Raw genomic sequence first — 22,590 nt, forward strand, 5'->3', positions numbered from 1 at the left:
CGCCCGTTTAGCATCGACACCCGATTCCTGACCGGATGAAAAACTCCCTCAGGCCTTTCGGTTCACCATGTAGACGCCCGCCACCACGATCACCGTGCCGACGATCATCGGCAGGGTCAGGGGCTCGCCGAAAAGGATGGCCGCCTCGATCGCTACGACGGGCGGCATCAGGTAGATGAGCGAGGCGGCGCGGGAGACCTGGCCGCGGCGGATGAGGTAGAGCAGCAGGCCGACGGCGCCCATCGACAGACCGAGGACCGACCAGGCCATGGCGAAGATCGCCTCATGCGTCCAGTCGAAGCGCAGGTTTTCAAGGCTGAGCGCCAGCGGGATGGTGACGATCAGCGCGCCGACGAATTGCAGCGTGGCGATCGAGAACAGGTCGCCCTCCTGCAGGTGCCGCTTCTGATAGAGCGTGCCGTAGGTGACCGACGTCATGGCGACGAGATTGATCAGCACCGGAACCGCAAGTCCGGACAGTCCGCGCTGGAAGAGGTCGAGAAGCTGCGGCGAGATCGCGATCAGGATGCCGGCAAATCCGAGCGCCAGCCCGACCTTCTGCAAGGGCTTGAGGCGCTCGCCGAGGAAAAGCGGCGCGACCATGGCGGTCAGCAGCGGCTGCAGGCCGGCGATGATGCCGGAAAGGCCGGCCGGCACGCCCTGCCCGATCGCATACCAGACGCCGGCGAGATAGAGCCCGTGCAGGAAAACGCCCGAGAACATCGCATGGCCGAGCTGGGCCCGGCTCTTCGGCCATTTGGCCCGCGTGATCAGGCAGACCGCGAAAAACGCCATGGCGGCAAGGGCGTGCCGTCCGGCCAGGAACGTCAGGGGGTCGGCATGCACCGCCGCATATTTCGCGACGATCCAGCCCGTGGACCAGAGGAGGACGAAGAGGGCCGGAGCCAGGCGGTCGAGCATGATGGGGATGTCCGGCGGAGATTTCGGCAGCGGCCGTTTTCATGGAAGCCGCCTGCTTATTCCCACCCCGTTTCATCGTCAAAGCAGAAAAACTGATGATTGCGATGAGCAGCGCTTGAACAATGCTTGGACACCACTTGGGGCAGATGATGTTTTTCAAGGCAGGAGGCTTATTCACCTCCTCCTAAAATAGGATGCTTGCCGAGCGCTAGAATCAGCGCATTTACTGACGGGTGGGGCCTGGAGCCTGTATTTTTTGACGCGCAGAATTCTTTTCCGCGAATTGCGCACAGTTCTTGCATTGCCTGCACCGTTGTACTCTTATGGCCAAAAAAGGGGAATGCGCCTTTGGCATTTGATGAAATGTTGACTGCGGAAAACCTTCCGCGACCGCCATACAAGACCTACCACGAATGGTATGCCAGTCAGGACGCTGCGCACCTGATCCGCAAAACCCAAGACGCGGAAAACATATTCAGAAAGACAGGCATCACATTCGCGGTCTATGGACACGCAGACAGTTCCGAAAAGCTCATCCCCTTCGACATCATTCCCCGCATCATCTCGGCTCGTGAATGGCGCAAGCTTGCGCAGGGCATCGAGCAGCGGGTTCTGGCACTCAACGCCTTCCTCGACGACATCTACCACAAACAGGAGATCATCAAGGCCGGCCGCATTCCCCGCGCGCTGATCGAGAGGAACGTCACCTTCCTTCCCGAAATGATCGGCTTCAAGCCGCCCGGCGGCGTCTACACCCATATCGTCGGCACCGACATCGTGCGCACCGGTGAGGACCAGTTCTACGTGCTGGAAGACAATGCCCGCACGCCGTCCGGAGTTTCCTACATGCTGGAAAACCGGGAAACCATGATGCAGATGTTCCCTGAACTGTTCGCGCTGAACAAGGTGCAGCGGGTCGAGGACTATCCGCGGCTGCTGCGCCAGTCGCTCGCCTCGCTTGCCCCTCCCGGCTGCAAGGGCCGGCCACGCGTCGCGGTGCTGACGCCCGGCATCTTCAACTCTGCCTATTACGAACACTCGTTCCTCGCCGACCAGATGGGCGTCGAGCTCGTCGAGGGCGGTGACCTGCGCGTCATCGACGGCCGCGTCAAGATGCGCACCACCCGCGGCTACGAGGCGATCGACGTGCTCTACCGCCGCGTTGACGACGACTACCTTGATCCGATGACCTTTCGCGCGGATTCGGCGCTCGGCATTCCAGGCATCATGGACGTCTACCGGGCCGGCAACATCACCATCGCCAATGCCCCCGGCACCGGCATCTGCGACGACAAGGCGATCTATTCCTACATGCCGGAGATCGTCGAGTTCTACACGGGCCGCAAGGCGCTGCTCGAAAACGTGCCGACCTGGCGCTGTTCCGAGCCCGACAGCCTCAAATACGTGCTGGAGCACATCGAGGAACTGGTCATCAAGGAAGTGCACGGTTCGGGCGGCTACGGCATGCTGGTAGGCCCGACGGCCAGCAAGAAGGAGCGCACCGATTTCGCCGAGAAGCTGGCGGCCAGGCCCGACAACTACATCGCCCAGCCGACGCTGGCGCTGTCCACCGTGCCGATCTTCGTCAACAAGGGGATTGCCCCCCGCCACGTCGACCTGCGCCCCTATGTGCTCGTTTCCGACAAGGTGAAGATCATCCCTGGCGGCTTGACCCGCGTGGCCCTGAAACAGGGTTCGCTGGTGGTCAATTCCAGCCAGGGCGGCGGCACCAAGGACACCTGGGTACTGGAAGATTGAGGTCGTAGATACATGCTCGGAAGAACTGCAAACGGCCTTTACTGGATGTTCCGCTACATCGAGCGGGCGGAGAATATCGCTCGCCTCGTCGACGCCGGCCTGCGCGTATCGCTGACCCGCGCCGGCTCCTCCGACGAGGATTGGCACGGCGTGCTCGAAAGCGCCGGCGTGCGCGAAGCCTATTCGGAAGTGCACGCCGAACTGACAGCGGCGGACGCCATCGATTACCTGCTGCGCGACACATCGAACCCGTCGAGCGTCATGTCCTGCATCGAATTCGGGCGCAACAACGCCCGCATGGTGCGCACCGCGCTGACCCGCGAAACCTGGGAGGCGACCAACGAATGCTGGATCGACCTGAAGGCCCGGCTTTCCCGCAAGGTGAAGCAGACCGACCTGCCGGAACTGATCGACGTCATCAAGCACCGCTGCGGCCTGATCCGCGGCGCCTTCCACGGCTCGATGCTGAGAAACGACCTCTACAACTTCTCGCGCATCGGCACCTTCATCGAGCGCGCCGACAACACCAGCCGCATTCTCGACGTGAAATATTACGTGCTTCTGCCGGCGATCAGCCAGGTCGGATCGAAGCTCGACAACTACCAATGGGAATCGATTCTGCGCTCTGTCTCGGCCCACCGGTCCTACGGCTGGGTCTATGACGGCGAATATCAATCCGCCAACATCGCAGACTTCCTCATCCTGAAAGTCCAGATGCCGCGCTCGCTGGCTTACTGTTACGAGAAGATCACCAGCAATCTCGATTATCTGGCACAGACCTATGATGAGCGGCTGAAGGCGCACGAGACGGCGGCGGCGATCCGCTCGACGCTGAAGCGCGGCTCCATTTCCGACATCATGGACCAGGGCCTGCACGAATTCCTGGAGGATTTCGTCAGCCGCAACAACCAGCTCAGCGCCGAAATCTCCGAAGGCTACCGCTTTTATCAGTAGGCCCAACAGGCACAGGATTTACCGCACATGCGGCTGAAGATCTCCCATACGACCGAATATCTCTACGACGAGCCGGTGCCCTATTCGCTGCAGCGGCTCAGGCTGACGCCGACCGACGGTCCCGGCCAGAAGGTTATCAACTGGTCGATTACCGTCGATGGCGCCAAAATCGAGGCGGGTTATGCCGACCAGTTCGGCAACCGCGTCGAGCTGGTCTCCACCGAGGGCACCGAACACATGATCCGCATCGTCGCCTCCGGCGAGGTGGAGACCCTCGACCGCGCCGGCGTGTTCGGCCCGCATCAGGGTTTCTGCCCGCTCTGGCTGTTCCTGCGCGAGACGGCGCTGACCAAGCCGGGCAAGCTCATCCGCGAACTCGCCAAAAGCCTGAAGGGCGACAGCGAGCTTGCAAAAATGCACGCGCTGATGGAAACGATCCATGAGACCGTTGCCTATGTGCCGGGTGCGACCGGCACCGAGACGACCGCCGAACAGGCGCTCGAGGCAAAGACCGGCGTCTGCCAGGACCACACCCATATCTTCATCACGGCCGCCCGCCTGCTGGATATCCCGGCGCGCTACATTTCCGGCTACCTGCTGATGGAAGGCGAGACCGAACAGGCCGCCACCCATGCCTGGGCGGAAGTGCATCTGCCGGGCCTCGGCTGGGTCGGCTTCGACACGTCGAACAAGATCTGCCCGAACGACAGTTACGTGCGGGTCGCCTCCGGCCTCTGCTACCGCGACTGCGCCCCCGTCTCCGGCATGCGCCTCGGCCCGGCCGGCGAAAACCTCAAGGTCTCGCTGACGGTGGCGCAGACCCAAAGCCAGCAGGGCCAGACGCAATCCCAGGGGTGACGGACGCGCAGCAACCGGGGACGCCATAACAGGCGTTCTCGGCCGACCGTAAATCACCGGCTCACACCGTTGTGCGGTGCTATGGTTTGTTAACCACGCACCGCGTTCCCGATTTCACAAGCAGTTCGAGGGTTGAAGATTCCGGAGGCGGCAATCTATGCTGCATTGCGGCATGGACTATTGCTGCCTACGATGCGCGGGGCTGCGGGTTACCGAAACGCATGGCAAATGCCATGCCTGAATGAGGATACCAGATGCTTGAGACGTCCAAAACCAAGCCGCAGGATCTCGAATCGATCGCGCGTCATGGCGGAACTTTCCGGCGAATGGCCGCACGCCTGCCCACCTATTTCACCGACCTGCGGGAAAACCCGGCTTGGCTTCCGATGTTCCTTTTGGCCCGGACAATTCCGTTCAGGCGGGCGCATTGGCTAACCGCCAAGCCCGTCTCGAAGTCCACGCTGCGGCAAACATCGATGTTCGGCGATATCGAAGCCGATAAGGTCGCCGAAGAACTCAGACGGAATGGGATATTCACCGGCCTCGTCTTGCCCGATGCGATTCGGCAGGAAATCGCCCGTTTTGCGTCCGAAACCCCTTGTTTCGGCAATTTCGAGCGGAAACTCGAATTCCGTGCCGACGAACACGCGGAAGCCGAGCGCCGATTCGGACGGGCGATCCTGAGCGGTCACCATTTCGAAAGGATCGCCGATTGCGAGGCAGCGGTCGCAGTGCAGCAGGATCCTCTTCTTCTGGATATCGCAAGGCACTACCTCGGTGGCGAAGCCAAGCTGATCACCACCCGGACGTGGTGGAGCTTTCCCACTCAATCCGCTTCGGAGGCCGATCTCAGCCGTGCCTCCTTCAAGTTTCATTTCGATCTCGACGACTGGCGGATGCTGAAGTTCTTCTTCTACCTGTCGAATGTCGATGAGGACGCGGGACCGCATGTCTATATGCGCGGCAGCCACAACAAGCGGCGTCTCAAGCACCAACTGACCCTGCTCGTGGGGCATCCGGCAGAAGAAGTGCTCGAATTCTACGGAGAGGAAAGCGCCCTCACCCTGACCGGCAAGGCCGGCTACGGGTTCGTCGAGGACCCCTTCGGCTTCCATATGGGGACGGTCGCCAAACATCACCCGCGTCTCATGATGGAAGTCGGCTTCGGCGTCTCGAAACCCTCAAAGCGCAGATATCACGGTGAGCCCGTCGTACGCTGATATGAGCCTGATGGCTCGATGAGCCCCGGACGGGGCTCATCCGATAGCCGCCGATATGCCTGCACAAGCTAGACGCCACCTTCGCATGTTCTGGTCCCGCCCCATAAAAGAGGTGGCGCATGCTGTTTGGGCAATCGGTCTTCCAGTCGGTCCTGACGCGACTGAGGCAAGAGCATAGCGAAGACGAGGCCGAAGAGGCTGGCACGGGTTTCCGCATCAAGGGGCTCGGCATGGGTTTCGTCGCGCCGCAGGATGGCGGCCCGGTGGTGACGGCCACCGGGACCGAGGCTTATTTTGCTTTCCTTCCCGACGTTACCGAGATCGCAATCGAATCGGTGCTGGCGCAAGAAGAGCCGCAAGAGCCACCGCCGGCACCGGTCATCCCCGCCCACCTGCTGCGGCTGACGACCGAGGAGATTGCCGCGGAGCTTGACATCACGGCTGCCGACACGGAGGCGACGCTGGGCGAAAAACGCCGGCATTTCGCCAAGGCCAACCATCCCGACGGGGTCGCACCGGAATTCCGGGAGAACGCCAATACCCGCATGAAGACCGCCAACCTGCTGATCGACACCGCGATCAAAGGCCTGTTCTGGCGCTAGCTCAAATCCTGGTCCTGCGGCTCGTCGGCAGGTTTCTCCGCCGGCGGCTTTTTCCTTTCGATGAACAGCTTGTAGGCGGCATAGGCACCCATGGCGCCGACGATGATCGCCCAGAAGGGTTCCCCGGCAATCAATTCGAATATCGCCCACGCGGCGCAGACCGCCGGGATCAGCACCCGGCGCCAGAGCGGCTCGTAGAAGGGATGGTTCGGATCGATCATAGTCTTAACTCCCGGCCAGTCGTTCGCCACCAGTCACTCGCCATAGGTCATTCCCCGGCGGCCTGCATGCTCTGGCGTGAACCGATGATATCCTGGTCGACGATCGAAAATGCAAGGTTGAGATGCCCTTCGAATACCAGAGAAGGTTCGTCCGGCACGACGGTCAGGCCCGGCATGCCGCCGAGCCGCACCACATGCGTCTGCGCCAACCCCTCCTCTATGCCCGCCTGCAGCAGATCCTGATAGCGGGTGCCGGGACCGGTGATGAAGACCGGCATATGGCCATGCAGGCTGAGCAGCCGTGAGAGGCCATAGCCTAAAGCGGCGCCCGCATTGCGGAACGCGAGCTGCGCCATGCGGTTGCCCTGCCGGGCTCGGGTGGCGATCTTGTCGATTTCGGCGACCGGCACGAATTTCGCCGGGATCGTATCCACCGGCACCTCGAAGGCGGCGCGCAGGATGGCGTAGAAGCCGGCATAGGCCTCGACGCAGCCGCGCGCGCCGCAGCGACAAAGCCCGCCATTCGGCATATGCAGCATGTGTCCGAAATTGGGCGCCGAGATTTCAGGAACCCCGCCGGCAACCCGGCGCGCGATCCCGAGCCCGATGCTGTGGCCGAGCGAAAGCGCCGCGAGAACAGGCTCGCCGCCGCCCTGCGTCTTCACCTGGCGTTCGAGCAGCGCGCCCGCCACCAGCAGCGTCTCGTTGTTGAGAATGACCTTGGCGTGCCAGCCGTCTTTCAACGCCGCGGCAAAATCCACCGGCTGGGAACCGAAGACCGGCGACCAGACGAGCACCGGTTCACTCGGATGGGCCAGCCCCTTGCTGCTGACCGATACGAGCAGGACGCTGCCGCGGTCGATGCGGGAGCGTTCGACCGCCCGCTCCAGGCCCGCCGAGATGGCTGCCAGGAAGGCTGCGGTGCCGCCCTCGCCGCGGGATTCGCTGAACCGGTCGAGCAGCGTGCCGGCATAATCGACCAGCGAATACTGGATCAGGTCCGACGAGATGATGACGGTGATGAGATAACCGCAATTGCGCCGCTGGCTGAACAGCACGCGGGGCCGTCCCCGGCCGACGGTCGCCTGCTGCTCGCTCTTTTCGATGATGCGGGCGCGCTCCAGATCGGCGGTGATCGAGGAGATCGTGGCCGACGCCAACCCGGTTGCATCCGAGATTTCCGTATGCGCGAGACGGCCGTGGCGACGCAGCGCAGACAGCACGAGCGCGCTGTTCTGCTGCCGGACCAGTTCCGTGCTCGATTTCGCCAGCATTCCGCCTGCAGCCTCCCTCACTCCAACTGTCGATACGGCAGTGCCTTCCCCTCTACAAGTGCCGATTGACAGCCCTCGGAATCTCTGACATCTAATTTCTCGACTGTCGAGAAAAAAGCTGAATGCTTTCTCCGGCAGATTATCTGGCGGAGGGAGAGCACGGAGGCTAGCGCCCATCCGCCGTCACTCGGGAGGACATTATGAGATCATTCGTAAAGCTGATGGCCGGCGCGGCCATCCTCGTTTCCATGCATTCCGCTACCATGGCGGCCAATCTCGTCGTCGGCGTTTCCTGGTCGAACTTCCAGGAAGAACGTTGGAAGACCGACGAAGCCGCCATCAAGAAGGCACTTGCAGCTGCCGGTGCCAAGTATATTTCCGCTGATGCCCAGTCGTCCGCCGCAAAGCAGCTCACCGACGTCGAGTCGCTGATCTCCCAGGGCGCCAACGCCCTCATCGTTCTGGCGCAGGATTCGAGCGCCATCGGTCCGGCCGTCGAAAAGGCAGCAGCCGAAGGCATCCCGGTCGTCGGTTACGACCGCCTGATCGAAAACCCGGCTGCGTTCTACATCACCTTCGACAACAAGGAAGTCGGCCGCCTGCAGGCGCAGGGCGTCTTCAAGGCAAAGCCTGAAGGCAACTACGTCTTCATCAAGGGCTCTTCTTCCGATCCGAACGCGGACTTCCTGTTTGCCGGCCAGATGGAAGTGCTGAAGGCTGCAGTCGACGGCGGCAAGATCAAGAATGTCGGCGAAGCCTATACCGACGGCTGGAAGCCCGAAAACGCCCAGAAGAACATGGAACAGTTCCTGACCAAGAACAACAACAAGGTCGACGCGGTTGTCGCATCCAACGACGGCACTGCCGGCGGTGCGATCGCAGCGCTCGACGCTCAGGGGTTGGCAGGTTCGGTTCCGGTCTCCGGCCAGGACGCCGACAAGGCAGCCCTGAACCGCGTGGCGCTCGGCACCCAGACGGTTTCCGTCTGGAAGGACAGCCGAGAACTCGGCAAGAACGCCGCTGAAATCGCTCTGGCGCTTGCCGGTGGCAAGAAGCTGACCGAGATCAAGGGCGTCCAGACCTTCGAAGGCGGTCCGAAGAAGGTGAAGATGCAGTCGGTCTTCCTGAAGCCGCAGGCAATCACCAAGGACAACCTGAACGTCGTCATCGAGGCGGGCTGGATCAGCAAGGCTGAAGCCTGCCAGGGCGTCAAGGCCGGCGCAGTAGCTGCCTGCAAGTAACGCATGGCTTTGCGCAGACGATAAACTCACCGACGCCGCAGCACTTCTGCCGCGGCGTCGGTTTTCGGCGTAAGATGGCGCGGCCGCATAAAAGGTACCCCCGGCGGGTTACCCGGCGGCTGAACGTCGCGCAGGCGTGATCCGGCTCGACATCTTCGAGCCGCAGCGCCTCGCTAAAGTGGGGAACGGCGAATCATGGCCGAGACAATACAGTCCACAACGAATTCCAAGACATCGGGAGCGGCAGGACAGGCGGAAGGCAATATCGTTGCCCGCTTCTTCCGCGCGACTGAGATCGACACGCGCATGCTCGGCATGATCGGCGCGCTGCTGATCATCTGGGTGGGGTTCCATATCCTGACGGGCGGCCTCTTCCTGACGCCGCGCAACCTCTGGAACCTCTCGGTGCAGACCGCCTCGGTCGCCGTCATGGCGACCGGCATGGTGCTCGTCATCGTCACCCGCAACATCGACCTTTCGGTGGGCTCGATCCTCGGTTTCACCGGCATGGTCATGGGTGTGCTGCAGGCCCGGCTCCTGCCGGAACTGTTCGGCTTCAACCACCCGGCCATCTGGATCATCACACTGGCCGGCGGCATCGCCATCGGAGCGTTGATCGGTACGCTGCAGGGCTCCATCATCGCCTTTCTCGGCGTGCCCTCGTTCATCGTGACGCTCGGCGGCCTGCTCATCTGGCGCGGCGCCACCTGGTTCGTGACGAGCGGCCAGACCGTTGCGCCGATGGACGTCAACTTCCGTCTGATGGGCGGCGGCACGGAAGGCTCGATCGGCGCCACCTGGAGCTGGGTCGTCGGCATCCTCGCCTGTCTCGCCATCATCGCGGCGATCATCAATGCCCGCCGACAGCGCAAGCGATTCTCCTTCCCGCGCCGCCCGGTCTGGGCCGAATACGTGCTGGTCGCGCTCGGCTGCATCGTCGTGCTCGGTGCGGTTTATATCGCTAACGACTATCCCTGGCCGGCCGCCATCGCCCGCCGCTACGCGGACGCAAACAATATTCCCTGGCCGGAAGGTGGCCTGTTCATCTCGCAAGGGATTGCCATCCCGGTGCTGATTGCAATCGCGGTCGGCATCGTCATGACCTTCATTGCCACCCGCCTGCGCTTCGGCCGCTATGTCTTCGCCATCGGCGGTAACCCGGAAGCGGCGGAACTCGCCGGCATCAAGACCCGGTGGGTGACGGTCAAGATCTTCGCGCTGATGGGCATGCTCTGCGCCATCGCCGCGGCGATCTCCACCGCCCGCCTCAACGCCGCCACCAATGCGCAAGGGGAGCTCGACGAACTCTACACGATCGCCGCAGCCGTGATCGGCGGCACGTCGCTTGCCGGCGGCATGGGGTCGATCGCCGGCGCCATGCTCGGCGCGCTCGTCATGCAGTCGCTTCAGTCCGGCATGGTGCTGCTCGGCATCGACTCGCCGTTCCAGCGGATCGTCGTCGGCATGGTGCTCGTCACCGCCGTCTGGCTCGACACCGTCTATCGCTCTCGCGCCAAATAACAGGAGTTTTCATCGTGACGGAACAAACCACTCCGCTCGTGGAAATGAAGAACATTTCCATCTCCTTCGGCGGGATTCACGCTGTCGAGAATGCCTCGGTCGATCTTTTCCCCGGCGAGGTCGTGGCGCTGCTCGGCCATAACGGCGCCGGAAAATCGACGCTGATCAAGATCCTGTCGGGCGCCTACAAGCGCGACAACGGCGACATCATGATCAACGGCGAGACCGCCGACATCCGCAACCCACGCGACGCCAAGAAATACGGCATCGAGACGATCTACCAGACGCTTGCCGTTGCCGACAATGTCGATGCCGCCGCCAACCTCTATCTCGGCCGCGAGCTGCAGACAAAATGGGGCACGCTCGACGACGTCGCCATGGAGGCCAGCGCCCGCGAGGTGATGGGGCGTTTGAACCCCAACTTCAAGCGCTTCAAGGAACCGGTGAAGGCACTGTCCGGCGGCCAGCGGCAGTCGGTGGCGATCGCCCGCGCGATCCTGTTCGACGCCCGCATCCTGATCATGGACGAGCCGACGGCAGCGCTTGGACCGCAAGAGACGGCGCAGGTGGGCGACCTCATCAAGCAGCTGAAGCGCGAAGGCATCGGCATCTTCCTGATCAGCCACGACATCCACGATGTCTTCGACCTCGCCGACCGCGTCTTCGTGATGAAGAACGGCAAGGTGGTCGGCCATGCCCGCACCGAGGACGTCACCAAGGACGAGGTGCTCGGCATGATCATCCTCGGCAAGGTGCCGCCCGGCGCGACGCCTGGCCCCGGCGCCATGAAGGTGGTGTGACTGCCAGACAGAATTGCGCCGACCCTTTGAAGCCCGCCGCTGATCAAGGGTAGCGCAGAGGCGGAACCGGGCACTCTCCCGGTTCCGCCTTATCGCTTGAAAGCGGATCGCGCCGTGCTGCGACATCGGCTGGCCATTGGCAGCTGCGGCATCCTCCGGAGATCGCCCGGATCTCGGAACTCCTCTCCTCCCTCGACGTTGGCTTTTCAGAAACCGAAACGTCGGAGGACCGGACATGGCTGAAGATCGGACTGCACAGGAAACCGTCGAGCACACGGAAAAGCGGATGAAAACGGCCCAGCAACCGCCGGCAGGGCCGCACGGCAAGGAGCATCTGACCGACAGGGACAAAACGCCCGGTGCCGGTTCGCTGCCCGAGCCCAATGCGAAAGAGGTGGATGCGGGATCTGATTGACCGGCGCATCGTCCTCCAGTTCCTCATCTGCGACGCCGTAGCGCTTGCCCGTGCGGGCATGGATCGGTAACACCGCTTGAGACAATCAGAACGAGCGAGCCAAACGGGCATGGCGGACGAAACCATCACACTTTACGAAGCGATCGGCGGGGACACGACGGTCCGGGCGCTGGTGAAGCGGTTCTACGAGCTGATGGACACGTTGCCGGAAGCGGCCCATTGCCGCGCGGTCCATCCGCCGAGCCTCGAAGGCAGCGAGGCGAAACTCTACGATTATCTGACCGGCTATCTCGGCGGCCCTCCGGTCTATGTGGAAAAGCACGGACATCCTAGGCTGCGCTCGCGCCATTTCGGCGCGGCGATCGGACCTCTCGAACGCGATGAATGGATGCTCTGCTTCCGCCGCGCCATGGACGAGACGATCGAAAACCCGAAACTGCGCGAGATCATCTGGCCGCCCATCGAGCGGCTGGCTTTCCACATGCAGAACAAGGAATAGGCCATTGCAAAGACTCGACAATGTCAGGCCGTTGATTCTGTTTGTGAGCGGCCTGATGGGCGCGGCCGGCGTGGCGCTGGCGGCGGCGGCAAGCCACGGCGGCGATACGGTTTTCCTCGGCTCCGCCTCGACCATGTGCCTGGCGCATGCGCCGGTACTGCTCGCGCTCTATCTCGGCCACCGGCATTTTCGCACGGCAACGCTTGGCGCCCTGGTGCTCGGTCTCGGCACGATCGTCTTCGCGGGTGACCTGGTCTCCCGGCACTATCTCGGCGACCGGCTGTTTCCGCTCGCCGCCCCGGTGGGCGGAACAGGGATGATGCTGGGCTGGCTGATCGTGGCGGCCGGGGCGTTTTTCAAGGTAAGGGAAGTTTAAGGCTCCTCGGTCTCTTCTCCACAGAGGCAAGAAAAGAGATGGAACGCAACCGCGCACTCCCTCTTCTCCCCAGCGGGGAGAAGTGCCGAGCGCATGCGAGGCGATGAGGGGGCCAGGCATTCGGCGCCCAACATGGCTGCGCCCCCCTCATCCGACCCTTCGGGCCACCTTCTCTCCGCTGGGGAGAAGAGGGGGCGTCAATTGAGCCTACCGCTTAAACGCCAGCACCCGAGCGCTTTCGGCGGGAGAAACTTCCGTCTCCGCCCCCCGAACCGTCTTCGGCAGCACAACCACATTGGTCATATCCGAAGCCGCTTCGGCTCGCCTTGTCAGCAGCGCGTAAAGTTCCGGCACCAGCCCGTCGCCGTTCTGTTCGGCGAGCTTGTGGAGGCCGATGAAAAGGCTGGTGTCACGACGTTCTTCGTTCATCATTGCGTTCCTTCATGGTCTGAAGCGCCCGCTCCAGACTGGATTTGGAGCCGTTGCGCAGCGGCACGAAGGCGACACCGAACTTCTTGCAGCCGGTCTTCACCCTCAGACACGCATCGTGGCTGATACAGTCGATGGGGCAGAAGACGCAGTCGACCGAGGGCAGCACGGTATCGATGCGGGAAACCGCCTCGCGAAGTCCGCCGTCGTGATGGATCAATTCCGCGCCGAAATTGCTGGCGATCTCCCTCAGGTGCGCCACCTGACAGTCACGGCCGCCGACATAGAGAAAACTACGGACGTCGGTGACAGCCGGCCCCCGCGTTTCGGCGCCTTTCGGTGCCGCGCCGGAATTGCTGTTCTTGTGCTTCTGCTTCTTGGCCATGTGCCCCTCGCCGCCGATTCTGCTGAACCGCAGTTCCTCGATGGCCGGCACCATATTAAAGTTGATTTTCAGAGTAAAGATTAAAGTAGACTCTTTTTATCATGATATATCGGGCGCCCTGATACGGCCTGCCTAAAAGCAAAAGTTTACCGTTTGATAAATTTTTATGCTGTGGTACCTTTTGCCCAATAGTTGTCCATGAATCCATAAAAGAGGGAACTTAGGATGGAACGACTGGGAAACGGTCCGAAGGCCGGAATCGAGGCTGGCCGCCTCGCCGCTACCGACTATGAGGCGAATTTCGCCGATCTCCACCCGCGTCTCGACAGGCACGAGGCGCTGGTCGAATCCGATCGCTGTTATTTCTGCTACGACGCGCCGTGCATGACGGCCTGTCCCACCTCCATCGATATCCCGCTGTTCATAAGACAGATACAGACGGGCAATCCGATCGGTTCGGCGAAGACCATCTTCGACCAGAATATTCTGGGCGGCATGTGCGCCCGCGTCTGTCCCACCGAGACGCTCTGCGAACAGGCCTGCGTGCGCAACACCGCCGAGGACAAGCCGGTCGAGATCGGCAAGCTGCAGCGTTATTCCACCGACATCGCCATGGAACAGGGCCGGCAGTTCTATAGCCGCAAGGCTTCGACCGGAAAGACGGTCGCCGTGGTCGGCGCCGGTCCCGCCGGCCTTGCCGCCGCACACCGGCTCGCCATGCACGGCCATTCGGTGGTGATCCTCGAAGCCCGCGAAAAGGCCGGCGGTCTCAACGAATACGGCATCGCCACCTACAAGGCCGTCGACGATTTCGCCGCCCGCGAGGTGGATTACGTCACGGCGATCGGCGGCATCGAGATCAGGAACGGCCAGGCGCTCGGCCGGGATTTCTCGCTGTCCGACCTGACGGCGCAATATGACGCCGTTTTCCTCGGCATGGGCCTTGCCGGCGTCAACGGCCTCGGCATCGAGGGCGAGGCGCTCACGGGCGTCGAGGATGCGGTGGATTTCATCGCCGCACTTCGCCAGGCGAAGGACAAGAGCGTGCTGCCGATCGGTCGGCGCGTCGTCGTCCTCGGCGGCGGCATGACCGCGATCGACGCCGCCATCCAGTCAAAACTGCTCGGCGCCGAAGAGGTGACGATCTGCTATCGCCGCGGCAAGGAGAACATGAACGCCTCGCCCTATGAGCAGGATCTGGCGACCGCCAACGGCGTCATCATCCGCCATTGGCTGGCGCCGAAATCGATCATCGGCAAGGACGGCCCCAATGGCGCTCATGTCGCCGGCATCGAGGTGGAATATACAGCGATGCGCGATGGCAAGCTGATTGGCACCGGCGAGACCGGCGTCATCGCCGCCGACCAGATCTTCAAGGCGATCGGCCAGACCTTTTCCGCCTCGGGCCTCGGCGCGCTGCAGTTTGAAAAGGGCAAGATCGTCGTCGATCCCGAGGGCCGCACCTCGCTCGAGGGCGTCTGGGCCGGCGGCGACTGCATCGGCACCGGCGAGGACCTGACTGTCTCCGCCGTTGCGCAGGGGCGTGACGCCGCAGAAAGCATCGCAAAAGCCCTGGCTGCCGCCGCGCGGCCGGCAACCGCAGTGGCTTGAGGGGAGACCAGGACAATGGCTGATATTCGCAACAATTTCGTCGGCATCAAATCTCCCAACCCGTTCTGGCTGGCGTCGGCGCCGCCGACCGACAAGGCCTACAATGTCGAGCGTGCCTTCAAGGCGGGCTGGGGCGGCGTGGTCTGGAAGACGCTCGGCGAGGAAGGCCCGCCGGTCGTCAACGTCAACGGCCCGCGCTACGGCGCCATCTGGGGTGCCGACCGCCGCCTGCTCGGCTTGAACAATATCGAGCTGATCACCGACCGCGATCTCTACACCAACCTTCGCGAAATGAAGGAAGTGAAGAAGAACTGGCCGGACCGGGCGATCGTCGCCTCGATCATGGTCCCGTGCGAGGAACAGGCCTGGAAAGCGATCCTGCCGCTGGTCGAAGAGACCGAAGTCGACGGCATCGAACTCAATTTCGGCTGTCCGCACGGCATGTCCGAACGTGGTATGGGCTCAGCGGTCGGCCAGGTGCCGGAATATATCGAAATGGTGGTGCGCTGGTGCAAGCAATACACCCGCATGCCGGTCATCACCAAGCTGACGCCCAATATCAGCGACATCCGCCACCCCGCCCGCGCCGCCAAGCGCGGCGGCACCGACGCCGTCTCGCTGATCAACACGATCTCGTCGATCATCTCCGTTGATCTCGACACCTTCTCGCCCAACCCGTCGGTCGGCGGCAAGGGCAGCCATGGCGGTTATTGCGGCCCGGCGGTCAAGCCGATCGCGCTCAACATGGTCGCCGAAATCGCCCGCGATCCGGAGACCTACGGCCTGCCGATCTCCGGCATCGGCGGCATCACCACGTGGCGCGACGCGGCCGAGTTCCTGGCGCTCGGTGCCGGCAACGTGCAGGTCTGCACTGCGGCCATGACCTACGGCTTCAAGATCGTTGAGGAAATGATCACCGGTCTTTCCGACTGGATGGACGAGAAGGGCCATCGCTCGCTCGACGACATCATCTGTCGCGCAGTTCCCAATGTCACCGACTGGCAATATCTCAACCTCAACTACATCGCCAAGGCGCATATCGACCAGGACGCCTGCATCAAGTGCGGCCGCTGTCACATCGCCTGCGAGGACACGTCCCACCAGGCGATCACCAACATGGTCGACGGCGTGCGCCATTTCGAGGTGATGGAAGAGGAGTGCGTCGGCTGCAATCTCTGCGTCAACGTCTGTCCGGTCGAGAACTGCATCACCATGGAAGCCCTGCCCGCTGGCGACCTCGACAAGCGCACCGGCAAAGTGGTCGATCCGACCTATGCCAACTGGACCCAGCATCCCAACAACCCGATGGCAAGGCAAGCCGCCGAGTAGGCCATATCCTATGCCCCGGTCAGCTCGGCCGGGGCATTTTCGTTCTGGCGCTCCTGATCAGCGATGCCATCCGGTCACGGGCGAGCGCGGCCCTGTCGAGCTTGAGGTGTTCGCTGAATTCCACGGAGCCGTGTTCCGGCGTCTTCAGGAGACAGCGGTAGTGCATGCCGCCCTCCCCGTCGCTTTCCGCCTCGACCGTTGGCGACGGCAGGCGGTCGGGATCGATACGCTCCTCGTCATGGGTCCAGAGCCAACGGCGGGTGACGATCCAGCTGCCATCACTTTCCTGCCGGACCGAGACGATCGGCCGGGCAAGGGATCCGGACGCCAGCCAACCGCCCAGCCCCCAGAAAAAGGCGAGGATGAGCGCCCTGAACGGCTCTTGCGCTACGCCGCTGTTGCGGAAAAACACCCAGGTCATCAATCCGAGAATGGCGAACCAGGCGACGATGAAAAGCCAGCCGTATAGCGGCCGCAGGTTCCTAAAAAGCAGTCTCTCCATGGCTTTTGCCTCCCAAGACTTCTTTCGATGCGGCGATTGTATCACGACCCGGGGCGTATGCGAATTGCCTGGAGACGGGTGTACGAACGCAAAGAGGCCCGGCGGTTGCCGGGCCTTCTTCGTCTGTGTGTAATGCAGGTTAGCTCGGGCGGTTCGCGCCTTCAAAATAGTCGCCGCGGCCGATCGGAGCCGGGACCTGGTTGGCGTTCTGCTGGTCCTTGGCGATGCTGCCGGTCTGAACGTGGTCGACGGTGGCGGAAGCCTTGGAGGCGCCTTCGTAATAGTCGCCTTCAGCAAGAGCGACGGAAGCGAACGAGGCCGAAGCGATAAGGGCTGCGGCGATAGCGGAAGTGATCTTGGTCATGGTGGTAGTCCCTTCAGAGTGACCCGCGGCTTTCAGTTTGCGACCTGGCCTGCGGAGATTGTTTCGGTATCTTGAATGAGCTGCAGTTAGTTCGGGCGGTTGGCGCCGTCGAAATAGTCGCCGGTGTTGACGTCGGCCTGGAGCGTCTCGTTCTGGCCGATGCTGCCGGTGCTGATGCGGTCAACGGTGGCCGAAGCGGCAGGAGCGTTCTGGACGCCCTGGTAATAGTCGCCTTCAGCGAGTGCGACGGAAGCGAACGAAGCCGAAGCGATCAGGGCTGCGGCGATGGCGGAGGAAATTCTGTTCATTGTCTTCTTCCTTGATGTGGTGGAGCCGAGTTTCTCTAAGCCCCTCTGTATGTTTGATCTTGTCTTCCGAAGCTCGTTGCCGCGCTTCTGATGCTCAAGATGGTGCAAGTCGGCCGCCGGGAATAGACAGCAAGTTGCAGACGTATTGTTCGCAAATATTGAACGAATTAAATTTTATCGTTCACACAATCGTGCGCCTACATGGGGGATTTGGCCGGGAGATCAGCGGGAGCTGTCTTCAGCCGGCTCGTTCAACAGGTCGAGCATGGCGCGCAGCGCCCGGGTGACGTGCCGCTCGCCATGGAAGATCGCCGAGAACTGGCGGAGCGGCATCGGGAAATCGGCAATGTGAAGCCGGCCGGAGAAGGAGTGGGACGATGCTGCCCGGCTTGAAAGCACCGTCGCGCTCAACCCAGCCTCCACCGCCGCCATCGCCGCTTCGTTCGACGGCATTTCAAGGACAACGGACAATGACTGCGGCTCGATGCCGAGATTGAAGAGCTGCGCCTCGAAAGCCGAGCGTGTGCCGGATCCCTGTTCGCGCATGATCCAGTTGGTTTCGAGAAGATCGCTTGAGCGGATCTTGCGGCCGTCCGCCCAGGGGTGGCGGCTGCCCACGACCAGCACCAGCCGGTCCTCCGCCACCTTGCGGCGTTTCAGCCCCGCCAGAAACACCTCACCTTCGACGACCGCGAGTTCCGCCGCCCCGGTCAGCACCGCTTCGGCCGCGCTCTGGGTATTGCCGACGGTGAGCCGCAGGTCGACGCGCGGAAACCGCTCGTGATAACTGACGAGCCGGGCCGGCAGCCAATAGCTCGCGACCGTCTGGCTGGCATGGATCCGCAGGATGCCCGAGGCCGACCCGCCGAGATCGGCAAGCACGTGCTCGGCGGTCTGTGCCCGCTCCAAAACGGCGCGCGCCTCCGGCACAAAGAGTTTTCCCGCTTCGGTGAGTTCGATCCGCCGCCCGACCCGGTTGAACAGGATCACGGCATGCCGTGCCTCCAGCGCCGAGATCGCCGCACTCACCGCCGACTGGGTGAGGTTCAGCGCCTCCGCCGCACGGGTCACATGTTCGCGCGCGGCGACTTCCAGAAAAATTCGAAGCTGATCGAGGGTCATTGTCCGAAACCATTCGCTTTTATCGAACGATATCAGAAAACTTATCAATTGGATTTGTGTTTCTGCAAAAGAGAGAATGTTTTTCGACGAATAGAGACACTCGTGGAAAAATCATGAAGCCGATCCAGCCGACTGCGGAACAGCGCGCCCACCTCTCCTCGCCCTATTGGCCGGCTTTCGCCCAGCTTCTTCCCGGACTTCTCCTGACCGCCGCGATTGCGACGGTCGCCCTCACCGTCCGCAACCTGACGGGCTGGATGACGCTGAGCCCGCTCATCCTGTCGATCGTCTTCGGCATGCTGATCCGCAATCTGGCCCCTGTCCCGGTGGCCGTCGAGCCCGGCATCGGCTTTTCGTTGAAGCGTATCCTGCGCTTCGGCATCGTGCTGCTCGGCCTGCAGGTGACGGCAGGCCAGATCCTCTCGCTCGGCGGCGCCGGTCTGGCGATGGTGGCCCTGACACTGGTGGCTACCTTCGTGGCAATCCGCTTCGTCGGCCGGGCGATGGGCGTCGACAGGTCGCTGACCGACCTGATCGCCGCCGGCACCTCGGTCTGCGGCGCCTCGGCGGTCATCGCCGCCAATACGGTGGTGCGCGGCAAGCAGGAGCATGTCGCCTACGCGGTCGCCTGCGTGACGCTGTTCGGATCGCTGTCGATGCTTGCCTATCCGCTGCTCGCCGCCCCGCTCGGGCTCGACGCACGCGGTTACGGATTGTGGAGCGGCTCCACCATCCATGAGGTCGCACAGGTGGTGGCCGCCGCCTTCCAGGGCGGCGATGTCGCCGGACAGTTCGGCACCATCTCCAAACTCGCCCGCGTCGTCATGCTCGCACCGCTGATCATGACGCTAGCGCTCGCCATGCGCTCCGGCGCGGAAGGCCCATCGAAGGCCTCGGCACCAATGCCGTGGTTCGTACTCGGGTTTATCGGGATGATGCTGGTCAACAGCGCGGTCGCCATTCCGGCAGAGGTGAGCCAGACGCTCGTGACCGCGACCAGCTTCCTCCTGTCCATGGCACTTGCGGCCATGGGACTACAGACCGATATCCGCAAGCTGAAGGCGGAAGGCTGGCGGCCGCTCGCGCTCGGCGCGTTCGGCTGGCTGTTCATCGCGGTTTTCGGCTACGCGATGCTGAAGCTGTTCGCGTTCTGAGGAAAATCAGACCGAAGGGATGGGGCCGCGTCATCGAATGGCGCGGCCTTTTCGTCATCTATGGTCAGCAGGGTTTCGGCTGGTCGTTCTTCGGGTCGGAATCCCGCACCGCCTCGTCGTGGTACCAGCAATTGGTATCGACAACGCTCAAGGCAACTTCATGGATTCCGGTCGGCACGGTCCGGCCATCCTCCAGCCGCCGCCTTGGGCGGACCGGGAACTGGTAGATCGTTGCCGATTCACGATGGATGTGAATTGCCATCCTATCGTCTCCTAACTTCAAAAGTGCATCCAAACACGCACAGAGCACAAATCTGCACATTTTTTGTGCTTATTGCATGATTTTATATCATTTTTCCGACTCGCGCTAGGCGCTAATTTAGCGGCAGCGCGGTCTCGGCGATCTATTTTGCTCGCAGGAACCTCCGGCGAGGAAACGTGTGCCAACGGGGCCCGGTTCCGAGTAATCTGGATAGAACCTTTAAAACTCGGAGATTTCATGAGACCGTACTGATCTACGGGACCTTTAGTCCCTCTCTGCGCTCCGCCTGCGGCCCTTCGTTCACACTTTTTTAATCAAAAACCGCCGCTCCGATGCAAACTGGCACGGGAAATGCGTTCTTCTGGTTACCCCGGAGGCGCGGTATCGTTGCGATGCCGCTTCCTCAGGATGGCTCAACCATGAACGTCACGGCCTGAGAGATAAAATATGACCAAGTATAAGCTCGAGTACATCTGGCTCGACGGGTACACCCCGGTACCGAACCTGCGTGGCAAGACGCAGATCAAGGAATTCGACACCTTCCCGACGCTCGAACAGCTGCCGCTGTGGGGCTTCGACGGTTCGTCGACCATGCAGGCCGAAGGCCGCTCGTCCGATTGCGTGCTGAAGCCGGTTGCGCTTTATCCCGATCCGGCCCGCACCAACGGCGCGCTGGTCATGTGCGAAGTCATGATGCCGGATGGCGTCACGCCGCATGCGACCAACGCTCGTGCGACCATCCTCGACGACGAGGATGCCTGGTTCGGCTTCGAGCAGGAATACTTCTTCTACCAGAACGGCCGTCCGCTCGGCTTCCCGGAACAGGGCTACCCGGCTCCGCAGGGCCCGTATTACACCGGTGTCGGTTACTCGAACGTCGGTGACGTCGCTCGCGAAATCGTCGAAGAACATCTCGACCTCTGCCTCGCCGCCGGCATCAACCACGAAGGCATCAACGCCGAAGTGGCCAAGGGCCAGTGGGAATTCCAGGTTTTCGGCAAGGGCTCCAAGAAGGCCGCCGACCAGATCTGGATGGCACGCTACCTGCTGCAGCGCCTGACTGAAAAGTACGGCATCGACATCGAATATCATTGCAAGCCGCTCGGCGACACCGACTGGAACGGCTCGGGCATGCACTGCAACTTCTCCACCAAGTACATGCGCGAAGTTGGCGGCAAGGACTATTTCGAAGCGCTCATGGCTGCTTTCGACAAGAACCTGATGGACCACATCGCCGTCTACGGCCCGGACAACGACAAGCGCCTGACCGGCAAGCACGAAACGGCTCCGTGGAACAAGTTCTCCTACGGCGTTGCCGACCGCGGTGCTTCGATCCGCGTGCCGCACTCGTTCGTCAAGAACGACTACAAGGGCTATCTGGAAGACCGCCGTCCGAACTCCCAGGGCGACCCCTACCAGATCGCTTCCCAGGTTCTGAAGACGATCGCCGAAGTCCCGACCAACCGGGCTTCCGCCGCCGCCTGATACCAGGCCCGGCAATCGGCAAATGAGAAGACGCCGGCCTCAGCGCCGGCGTTTTTCGTTTTTGCTTTCGGTTTTAGGAAGGAAGCTCAGGCGTTGCGCGCCCGCAGCCCGTCGATGAAGAGCTGCTCCAGAAACCGCGCCGCATCCTCGAAACGCCCCTCGCCCGCATAGTCCTGGCCGAGCACGGCGCGCACCTGCACGTCGAAGTCGGCATAATGCTGGGTCGTCGACCAGATCGAGAAGATCAGGTGGTAGGGATCGCATTTGGCGATCTTGCCGGACCGCGCCCAGGCGCGGATCACCTCCGCCTTTTCGTCGACCAGTTCCTTCAACGGGCCTTTCAGCTCATCCTCGATATGCGGCGCGCCTTGCAGCACCTCATTGGCGAAAAGCCGGCTTTCGCGCGGGAAATCGCGGGCCATTTCGAGCTTGCGGCGGATATAGGAGCGGATCTCCGATTCCGGATTACCTTCCGCATCGAACGCCCGCAACGGCTCCAGCCAGGTAAACAGGACCCGGTCGATCAGGTGACGGTGGATCGCCTCCTTGGTACGGAAATAATAGAGCAGATTGGGCTTCGACATGCCGGCCGCATCGGCGATCTGGTCGATCGTTGCGCCGCGGAAACCGTTCTGCGAAAATACGTCGAGCGCCGCTTCGAGGATGCGCTCCTCCTTCTCTTCCTGGATGCGGGTGCGTCTCTGCGTCTTCGCCGCCCTCGGGATGGCCATGCCTGTCCTTGCCCTCTTCCGCGTCCACCGGGCGCTTTGGAAATTCCTCTGGATTTTTCGTGATTTTCGTCTTGAGTGGAGCCGTGGAAATTGTAATGTTTTACCAAGCGGTCAAATTATCGGCGACAAGCAGAATAAACGCAATGCCGATCTTCGCATGCCTCTTTTCAAAGCGGGCGCGCGGAGGACCATGGGAACGAAAAGCATGCCGCCCGCACGGGTGGACGTGAAAACAGGCGAGGACTGAA

Annotated in this window: 27 protein-coding genes; 16 read left to right on the top strand and 11 right to left on the bottom strand. The window is 62.2% G+C overall.

Annotated elements, in window-relative coordinates; genetic code table 11:
• Nucleotides 1–48: 48 nt before the first annotated feature.
• Complete coding sequence (locus tag C5J22_RS08175; protein WP_105437854.1) at nt 49–924, bottom strand: DMT family transporter; 876 nt, start codon at nt 922–924, stop codon at nt 49–51.
• A gap of 345 nt (nt 925–1,269) precedes the next feature.
• On the opposite strand from C5J22_RS08175, the gene C5J22_RS08180 reads away from it, so the two are divergent.
• The 5 genes from C5J22_RS08180 to C5J22_RS08200 all read left to right on the top strand — a co-directional run bounded on the left by C5J22_RS08180 (nt 1,270) and on the right by C5J22_RS08200 (nt 6,313).
• On the top strand, nt 1,270–2,679 hold the full coding sequence (locus C5J22_RS08180; protein ID WP_105400380.1) for a circularly permuted type 2 ATP-grasp protein: 1,410 nt from the start codon (nt 1,270–1,272) through the stop codon (nt 2,677–2,679).
• Between the two features lie 12 nt (nt 2,680–2,691).
• Nucleotides 2,692–3,633, top strand: coding sequence for an alpha-E domain-containing protein (locus tag C5J22_RS08185; protein ID WP_105414876.1), 942 nt, complete (start codon nt 2,692–2,694; stop codon nt 3,631–3,633).
• 27 nt (nt 3,634–3,660) lie between these two features.
• A complete protein-coding gene (locus C5J22_RS08190; RefSeq protein ID WP_105414875.1) occupies nt 3,661–4,491 on the top strand; it encodes a transglutaminase family protein in 831 nt (276 codons plus the stop codon).
• A gap of 254 nt (nt 4,492–4,745) precedes the next feature.
• On the top strand, nt 4,746–5,711 hold the full coding sequence (locus tag C5J22_RS08195; RefSeq protein WP_105437855.1) for a hypothetical protein: 966 nt from the start codon (nt 4,746–4,748) through the stop codon (nt 5,709–5,711).
• A 119-nt stretch (nt 5,712–5,830) separates the two neighbouring features.
• The gene (locus C5J22_RS08200; RefSeq protein WP_105437856.1) at nt 5,831–6,313 is read left to right on the top strand and encodes a hypothetical protein; all 483 of its coding nucleotides are present in this window, start codon (nt 5,831–5,833) and stop codon (nt 6,311–6,313) included.
• Here C5J22_RS08200 and C5J22_RS08205 read toward each other — a convergent pair.
• Complete coding sequence (locus tag C5J22_RS08205) at nt 6,310–6,534, bottom strand: hypothetical protein (RefSeq protein ID WP_105437857.1); 225 nt, start codon at nt 6,532–6,534, stop codon at nt 6,310–6,312. The genes C5J22_RS08200 and C5J22_RS08205 overlap by 4 nt on opposite strands.
• Nucleotides 6,535–6,581: 47 nt before the next feature.
• Nucleotides 6,582–7,808: an ROK family transcriptional regulator gene (locus tag C5J22_RS08210; RefSeq protein ID WP_105400374.1), complete on the bottom strand. Its 1,227-nt coding sequence runs from the start codon at nt 7,806–7,808 to the stop codon at nt 6,582–6,584.
• Between the two features lie 200 nt (nt 7,809–8,008).
• On the opposite strand from C5J22_RS08210, the gene xylF reads away from it, so the two are divergent.
• The 6 genes from xylF (at nt 8,009) to C5J22_RS08240 (ending at nt 12,660) form a co-directional block, all read left to right on the top strand.
• Nucleotides 8,009–9,049, top strand: coding sequence for a D-xylose ABC transporter substrate-binding protein (gene xylF / locus C5J22_RS08215; RefSeq protein ID WP_105437858.1), 1,041 nt, complete (start codon nt 8,009–8,011; stop codon nt 9,047–9,049).
• A 195-nt stretch (nt 9,050–9,244) separates the two neighbouring features.
• A complete protein-coding gene (locus C5J22_RS08220) occupies nt 9,245–10,570 on the top strand; it encodes a sugar ABC transporter permease (protein WP_105437859.1) in 1,326 nt (441 codons plus the stop codon).
• Between the two features lie 14 nt (nt 10,571–10,584).
• Entirely contained in the window at nt 10,585–11,370 is a 786-nt protein-coding gene (locus C5J22_RS08225; RefSeq protein WP_046635213.1) for an ATP-binding cassette domain-containing protein, read from the top strand.
• A gap of 235 nt (nt 11,371–11,605) precedes the next feature.
• Nucleotides 11,606–11,785: a hypothetical protein gene (locus C5J22_RS08230; protein ID WP_105400371.1), complete on the top strand. Its 180-nt coding sequence runs from the start codon at nt 11,606–11,608 to the stop codon at nt 11,783–11,785.
• 109 nt (nt 11,786–11,894) lie between these two features.
• Nucleotides 11,895–12,284, top strand: a complete 390-nt coding sequence (locus C5J22_RS08235; protein ID WP_105437860.1) for a group II truncated hemoglobin — start codon at nt 11,895–11,897, stop codon at nt 12,282–12,284.
• Between the two features lie 55 nt (nt 12,285–12,339).
• Nucleotides 12,340–12,660 carry a DUF423 domain-containing protein gene (locus C5J22_RS08240; RefSeq protein WP_245440337.1) on the top strand — a complete coding sequence of 107 codons (321 nt, stop codon included), beginning with the start codon at nt 12,340–12,342 and terminating at the stop codon, nt 12,658–12,660.
• Nucleotides 12,661–12,867: 207 nt separating this feature from the next.
• Here C5J22_RS08240 and C5J22_RS08245 read toward each other — a convergent pair whose 3' ends face one another.
• Nucleotides 12,868–13,089, bottom strand: coding sequence for a hypothetical protein (locus C5J22_RS08245; RefSeq protein ID WP_105437862.1), 222 nt, complete (start codon nt 13,087–13,089; stop codon nt 12,868–12,870).
• Nucleotides 13,070–13,474 (bottom strand): DUF2325 domain-containing protein, encoded by a 405-nt coding sequence (locus C5J22_RS08250; RefSeq protein ID WP_105438117.1) that lies wholly within the window; start codon nt 13,472–13,474, stop codon nt 13,070–13,072. The genes C5J22_RS08245 and C5J22_RS08250 overlap by 20 nt, the downstream gene beginning before the upstream one ends.
• 225 nt (nt 13,475–13,699) lie before the next feature.
• Here C5J22_RS08250 and C5J22_RS08255 point away from each other — a divergent pair, with 225 nt between their 5' ends.
• Nucleotides 13,700–15,085, top strand: a complete 1,386-nt coding sequence (locus C5J22_RS08255) for an NAD(P)-dependent oxidoreductase (RefSeq protein WP_105437863.1) — start codon at nt 13,700–13,702, stop codon at nt 15,083–15,085.
• Between the two features lie 15 nt (nt 15,086–15,100).
• On the top strand, nt 15,101–16,414 hold the full coding sequence (preA, locus tag C5J22_RS08260) for an NAD-dependent dihydropyrimidine dehydrogenase subunit PreA (RefSeq protein ID WP_105437864.1): 1,314 nt from the start codon (nt 15,101–15,103) through the stop codon (nt 16,412–16,414).
• 19 nt (nt 16,415–16,433) lie between these two features.
• Here preA and C5J22_RS08265 read toward each other — a convergent pair whose 3' ends face one another.
• The 4 genes from C5J22_RS08265 to C5J22_RS08280 form a co-directional block, all read right to left on the bottom strand.
• A complete protein-coding gene (locus C5J22_RS08265; RefSeq protein WP_105437865.1) occupies nt 16,434–16,916 on the bottom strand; it encodes a hypothetical protein in 483 nt (160 codons plus the stop codon).
• A 139-nt stretch (nt 16,917–17,055) separates the two neighbouring features.
• A complete protein-coding gene (locus C5J22_RS08270; protein WP_105437866.1) occupies nt 17,056–17,280 on the bottom strand; it encodes a hypothetical protein in 225 nt (74 codons plus the stop codon).
• Between the two features lie 86 nt (nt 17,281–17,366).
• A complete protein-coding gene (locus C5J22_RS08275) occupies nt 17,367–17,588 on the bottom strand; it encodes a DUF680 domain-containing protein (protein WP_105437867.1) in 222 nt (73 codons plus the stop codon).
• A 222-nt stretch (nt 17,589–17,810) separates the two neighbouring features.
• Nucleotides 17,811–18,710: a LysR substrate-binding domain-containing protein gene (locus C5J22_RS08280; RefSeq protein WP_105400910.1), complete on the bottom strand. Its 900-nt coding sequence runs from the start codon at nt 18,708–18,710 to the stop codon at nt 17,811–17,813.
• A 113-nt stretch (nt 18,711–18,823) separates the two neighbouring features.
• On the opposite strand from C5J22_RS08280, the gene C5J22_RS08285 reads away from it, so the two are divergent.
• Nucleotides 18,824–19,864, top strand: a complete 1,041-nt coding sequence (locus C5J22_RS08285) for a YeiH family protein (RefSeq protein WP_105437868.1) — start codon at nt 18,824–18,826, stop codon at nt 19,862–19,864.
• Between the two features lie 64 nt (nt 19,865–19,928).
• Here C5J22_RS08285 and C5J22_RS08290 read toward each other — a convergent pair whose 3' ends face one another.
• Nucleotides 19,929–20,126 carry a DUF2735 domain-containing protein gene (locus C5J22_RS08290; RefSeq protein ID WP_105427394.1) on the bottom strand — a complete coding sequence of 66 codons (198 nt, stop codon included), beginning with the start codon at nt 20,124–20,126 and terminating at the stop codon, nt 19,929–19,931.
• Nucleotides 20,127–20,573: 447 nt separating this feature from the next.
• Here C5J22_RS08290 and C5J22_RS08295 point away from each other — a divergent pair, with 447 nt between their 5' ends.
• Nucleotides 20,574–21,611, top strand: a complete 1,038-nt coding sequence (locus C5J22_RS08295; protein WP_046603692.1) for a glutamine synthetase beta-grasp domain-containing protein — start codon at nt 20,574–20,576, stop codon at nt 21,609–21,611.
• Nucleotides 21,612–21,697: 86 nt separating this feature from the next.
• On the opposite strand, the gene C5J22_RS08300 is transcribed toward C5J22_RS08295, so the two are convergent.
• On the bottom strand, nt 21,698–22,342 hold the full coding sequence (locus C5J22_RS08300) for a TetR family transcriptional regulator C-terminal domain-containing protein (protein ID WP_046635184.1): 645 nt from the start codon (nt 22,340–22,342) through the stop codon (nt 21,698–21,700).
• Between C5J22_RS08300 and C5J22_RS31095 the strand changes: the two genes are divergently transcribed.
• On the top strand, nt 22,341–22,589 hold the full coding sequence (locus tag C5J22_RS31095) for a hypothetical protein (protein WP_172746568.1): 249 nt from the start codon (nt 22,341–22,343) through the stop codon (nt 22,587–22,589). The genes C5J22_RS08300 and C5J22_RS31095 overlap by 2 nt on opposite strands.
• Nucleotide 22,590 lies beyond the last annotated feature (1 nt).

This window comes from Neorhizobium sp. T25_13 (assembly GCF_002968675.1).
GTDB classification, from domain to species: Bacteria; Pseudomonadota; Alphaproteobacteria; order Rhizobiales; family Rhizobiaceae; genus Neorhizobium; species Neorhizobium tomejilense.

Coding starts and splice junctions, on each gene's coding strand:
- C5J22_RS08185 (WP_105414876.1), top strand. CDS start 2,692: ATGCTCGGAAGAACTGCAAACGGCCTTTACTGGATGTTCCGCTACATC.
- C5J22_RS08190 (WP_105414875.1), top strand. CDS start 3,661: ATGCGGCTGAAGATCTCCCATACGACCGAATATCTCTACGACGAGCCG.
- C5J22_RS08195 (WP_105437855.1), top strand. CDS start 4,746: ATGCTTGAGACGTCCAAAACCAAGCCGCAGGATCTCGAATCGATCGCG.
- C5J22_RS08200 (WP_105437856.1), top strand. CDS start 5,831: ATGCTGTTTGGGCAATCGGTCTTCCAGTCGGTCCTGACGCGACTGAGG.
- C5J22_RS08205 (WP_105437857.1), bottom strand. CDS start 6,534: ATGATCGATCCGAACCATCCCTTCTACGAGCCGCTCTGGCGCCGGGTG.
- C5J22_RS08210 (WP_105400374.1), bottom strand. CDS start 7,808: ATGCTGGCGAAATCGAGCACGGAACTGGTCCGGCAGCAGAACAGCGCG.
- xylF (WP_105437858.1), top strand. CDS start 8,009: ATGAGATCATTCGTAAAGCTGATGGCCGGCGCGGCCATCCTCGTTTCC.
- C5J22_RS08220 (WP_105437859.1), top strand. CDS start 9,245: ATGGCCGAGACAATACAGTCCACAACGAATTCCAAGACATCGGGAGCG.
- C5J22_RS08230 (WP_105400371.1), top strand. CDS start 11,606: ATGGCTGAAGATCGGACTGCACAGGAAACCGTCGAGCACACGGAAAAG.
- C5J22_RS08235 (WP_105437860.1), top strand. CDS start 11,895: ATGGCGGACGAAACCATCACACTTTACGAAGCGATCGGCGGGGACACG.
- C5J22_RS08240 (WP_245440337.1), top strand. CDS start 12,340: ATGGGCGCGGCCGGCGTGGCGCTGGCGGCGGCGGCAAGCCACGGCGGC.
- C5J22_RS08245 (WP_105437862.1), bottom strand. CDS start 13,089: ATGAACGAAGAACGTCGTGACACCAGCCTTTTCATCGGCCTCCACAAG.
- C5J22_RS08250 (WP_105438117.1), bottom strand. CDS start 13,474: ATGGCCAAGAAGCAGAAGCACAAGAACAGCAATTCCGGCGCGGCACCG.
- C5J22_RS08255 (WP_105437863.1), top strand. CDS start 13,700: ATGGAACGACTGGGAAACGGTCCGAAGGCCGGAATCGAGGCTGGCCGC.
- preA (WP_105437864.1), top strand. CDS start 15,101: ATGGCTGATATTCGCAACAATTTCGTCGGCATCAAATCTCCCAACCCG.
- C5J22_RS08265 (WP_105437865.1), bottom strand. CDS start 16,916: ATGGAGAGACTGCTTTTTAGGAACCTGCGGCCGCTATACGGCTGGCTT.
- C5J22_RS08270 (WP_105437866.1), bottom strand. CDS start 17,280: ATGACCAAGATCACTTCCGCTATCGCCGCAGCCCTTATCGCTTCGGCC.
- C5J22_RS08275 (WP_105437867.1), bottom strand. CDS start 17,588: ATGAACAGAATTTCCTCCGCCATCGCCGCAGCCCTGATCGCTTCGGCT.
- C5J22_RS08280 (WP_105400910.1), bottom strand. CDS start 18,710: ATGACCCTCGATCAGCTTCGAATTTTTCTGGAAGTCGCCGCGCGCGAA.
- C5J22_RS08285 (WP_105437868.1), top strand. CDS start 18,824: ATGAAGCCGATCCAGCCGACTGCGGAACAGCGCGCCCACCTCTCCTCG.
- C5J22_RS08290 (WP_105427394.1), bottom strand. CDS start 20,126: ATGGCAATTCACATCCATCGTGAATCGGCAACGATCTACCAGTTCCCG.
- C5J22_RS08295 (WP_046603692.1), top strand. CDS start 20,574: ATGACCAAGTATAAGCTCGAGTACATCTGGCTCGACGGGTACACCCCG.
- C5J22_RS31095 (WP_172746568.1), top strand. CDS start 22,341: ATGCCTGTCCTTGCCCTCTTCCGCGTCCACCGGGCGCTTTGGAAATTC.
- C5J22_RS08300 (WP_046635184.1), bottom strand. CDS start 22,342: ATGGCCATCCCGAGGGCGGCGAAGACGCAGAGACGCACCCGCATCCAG.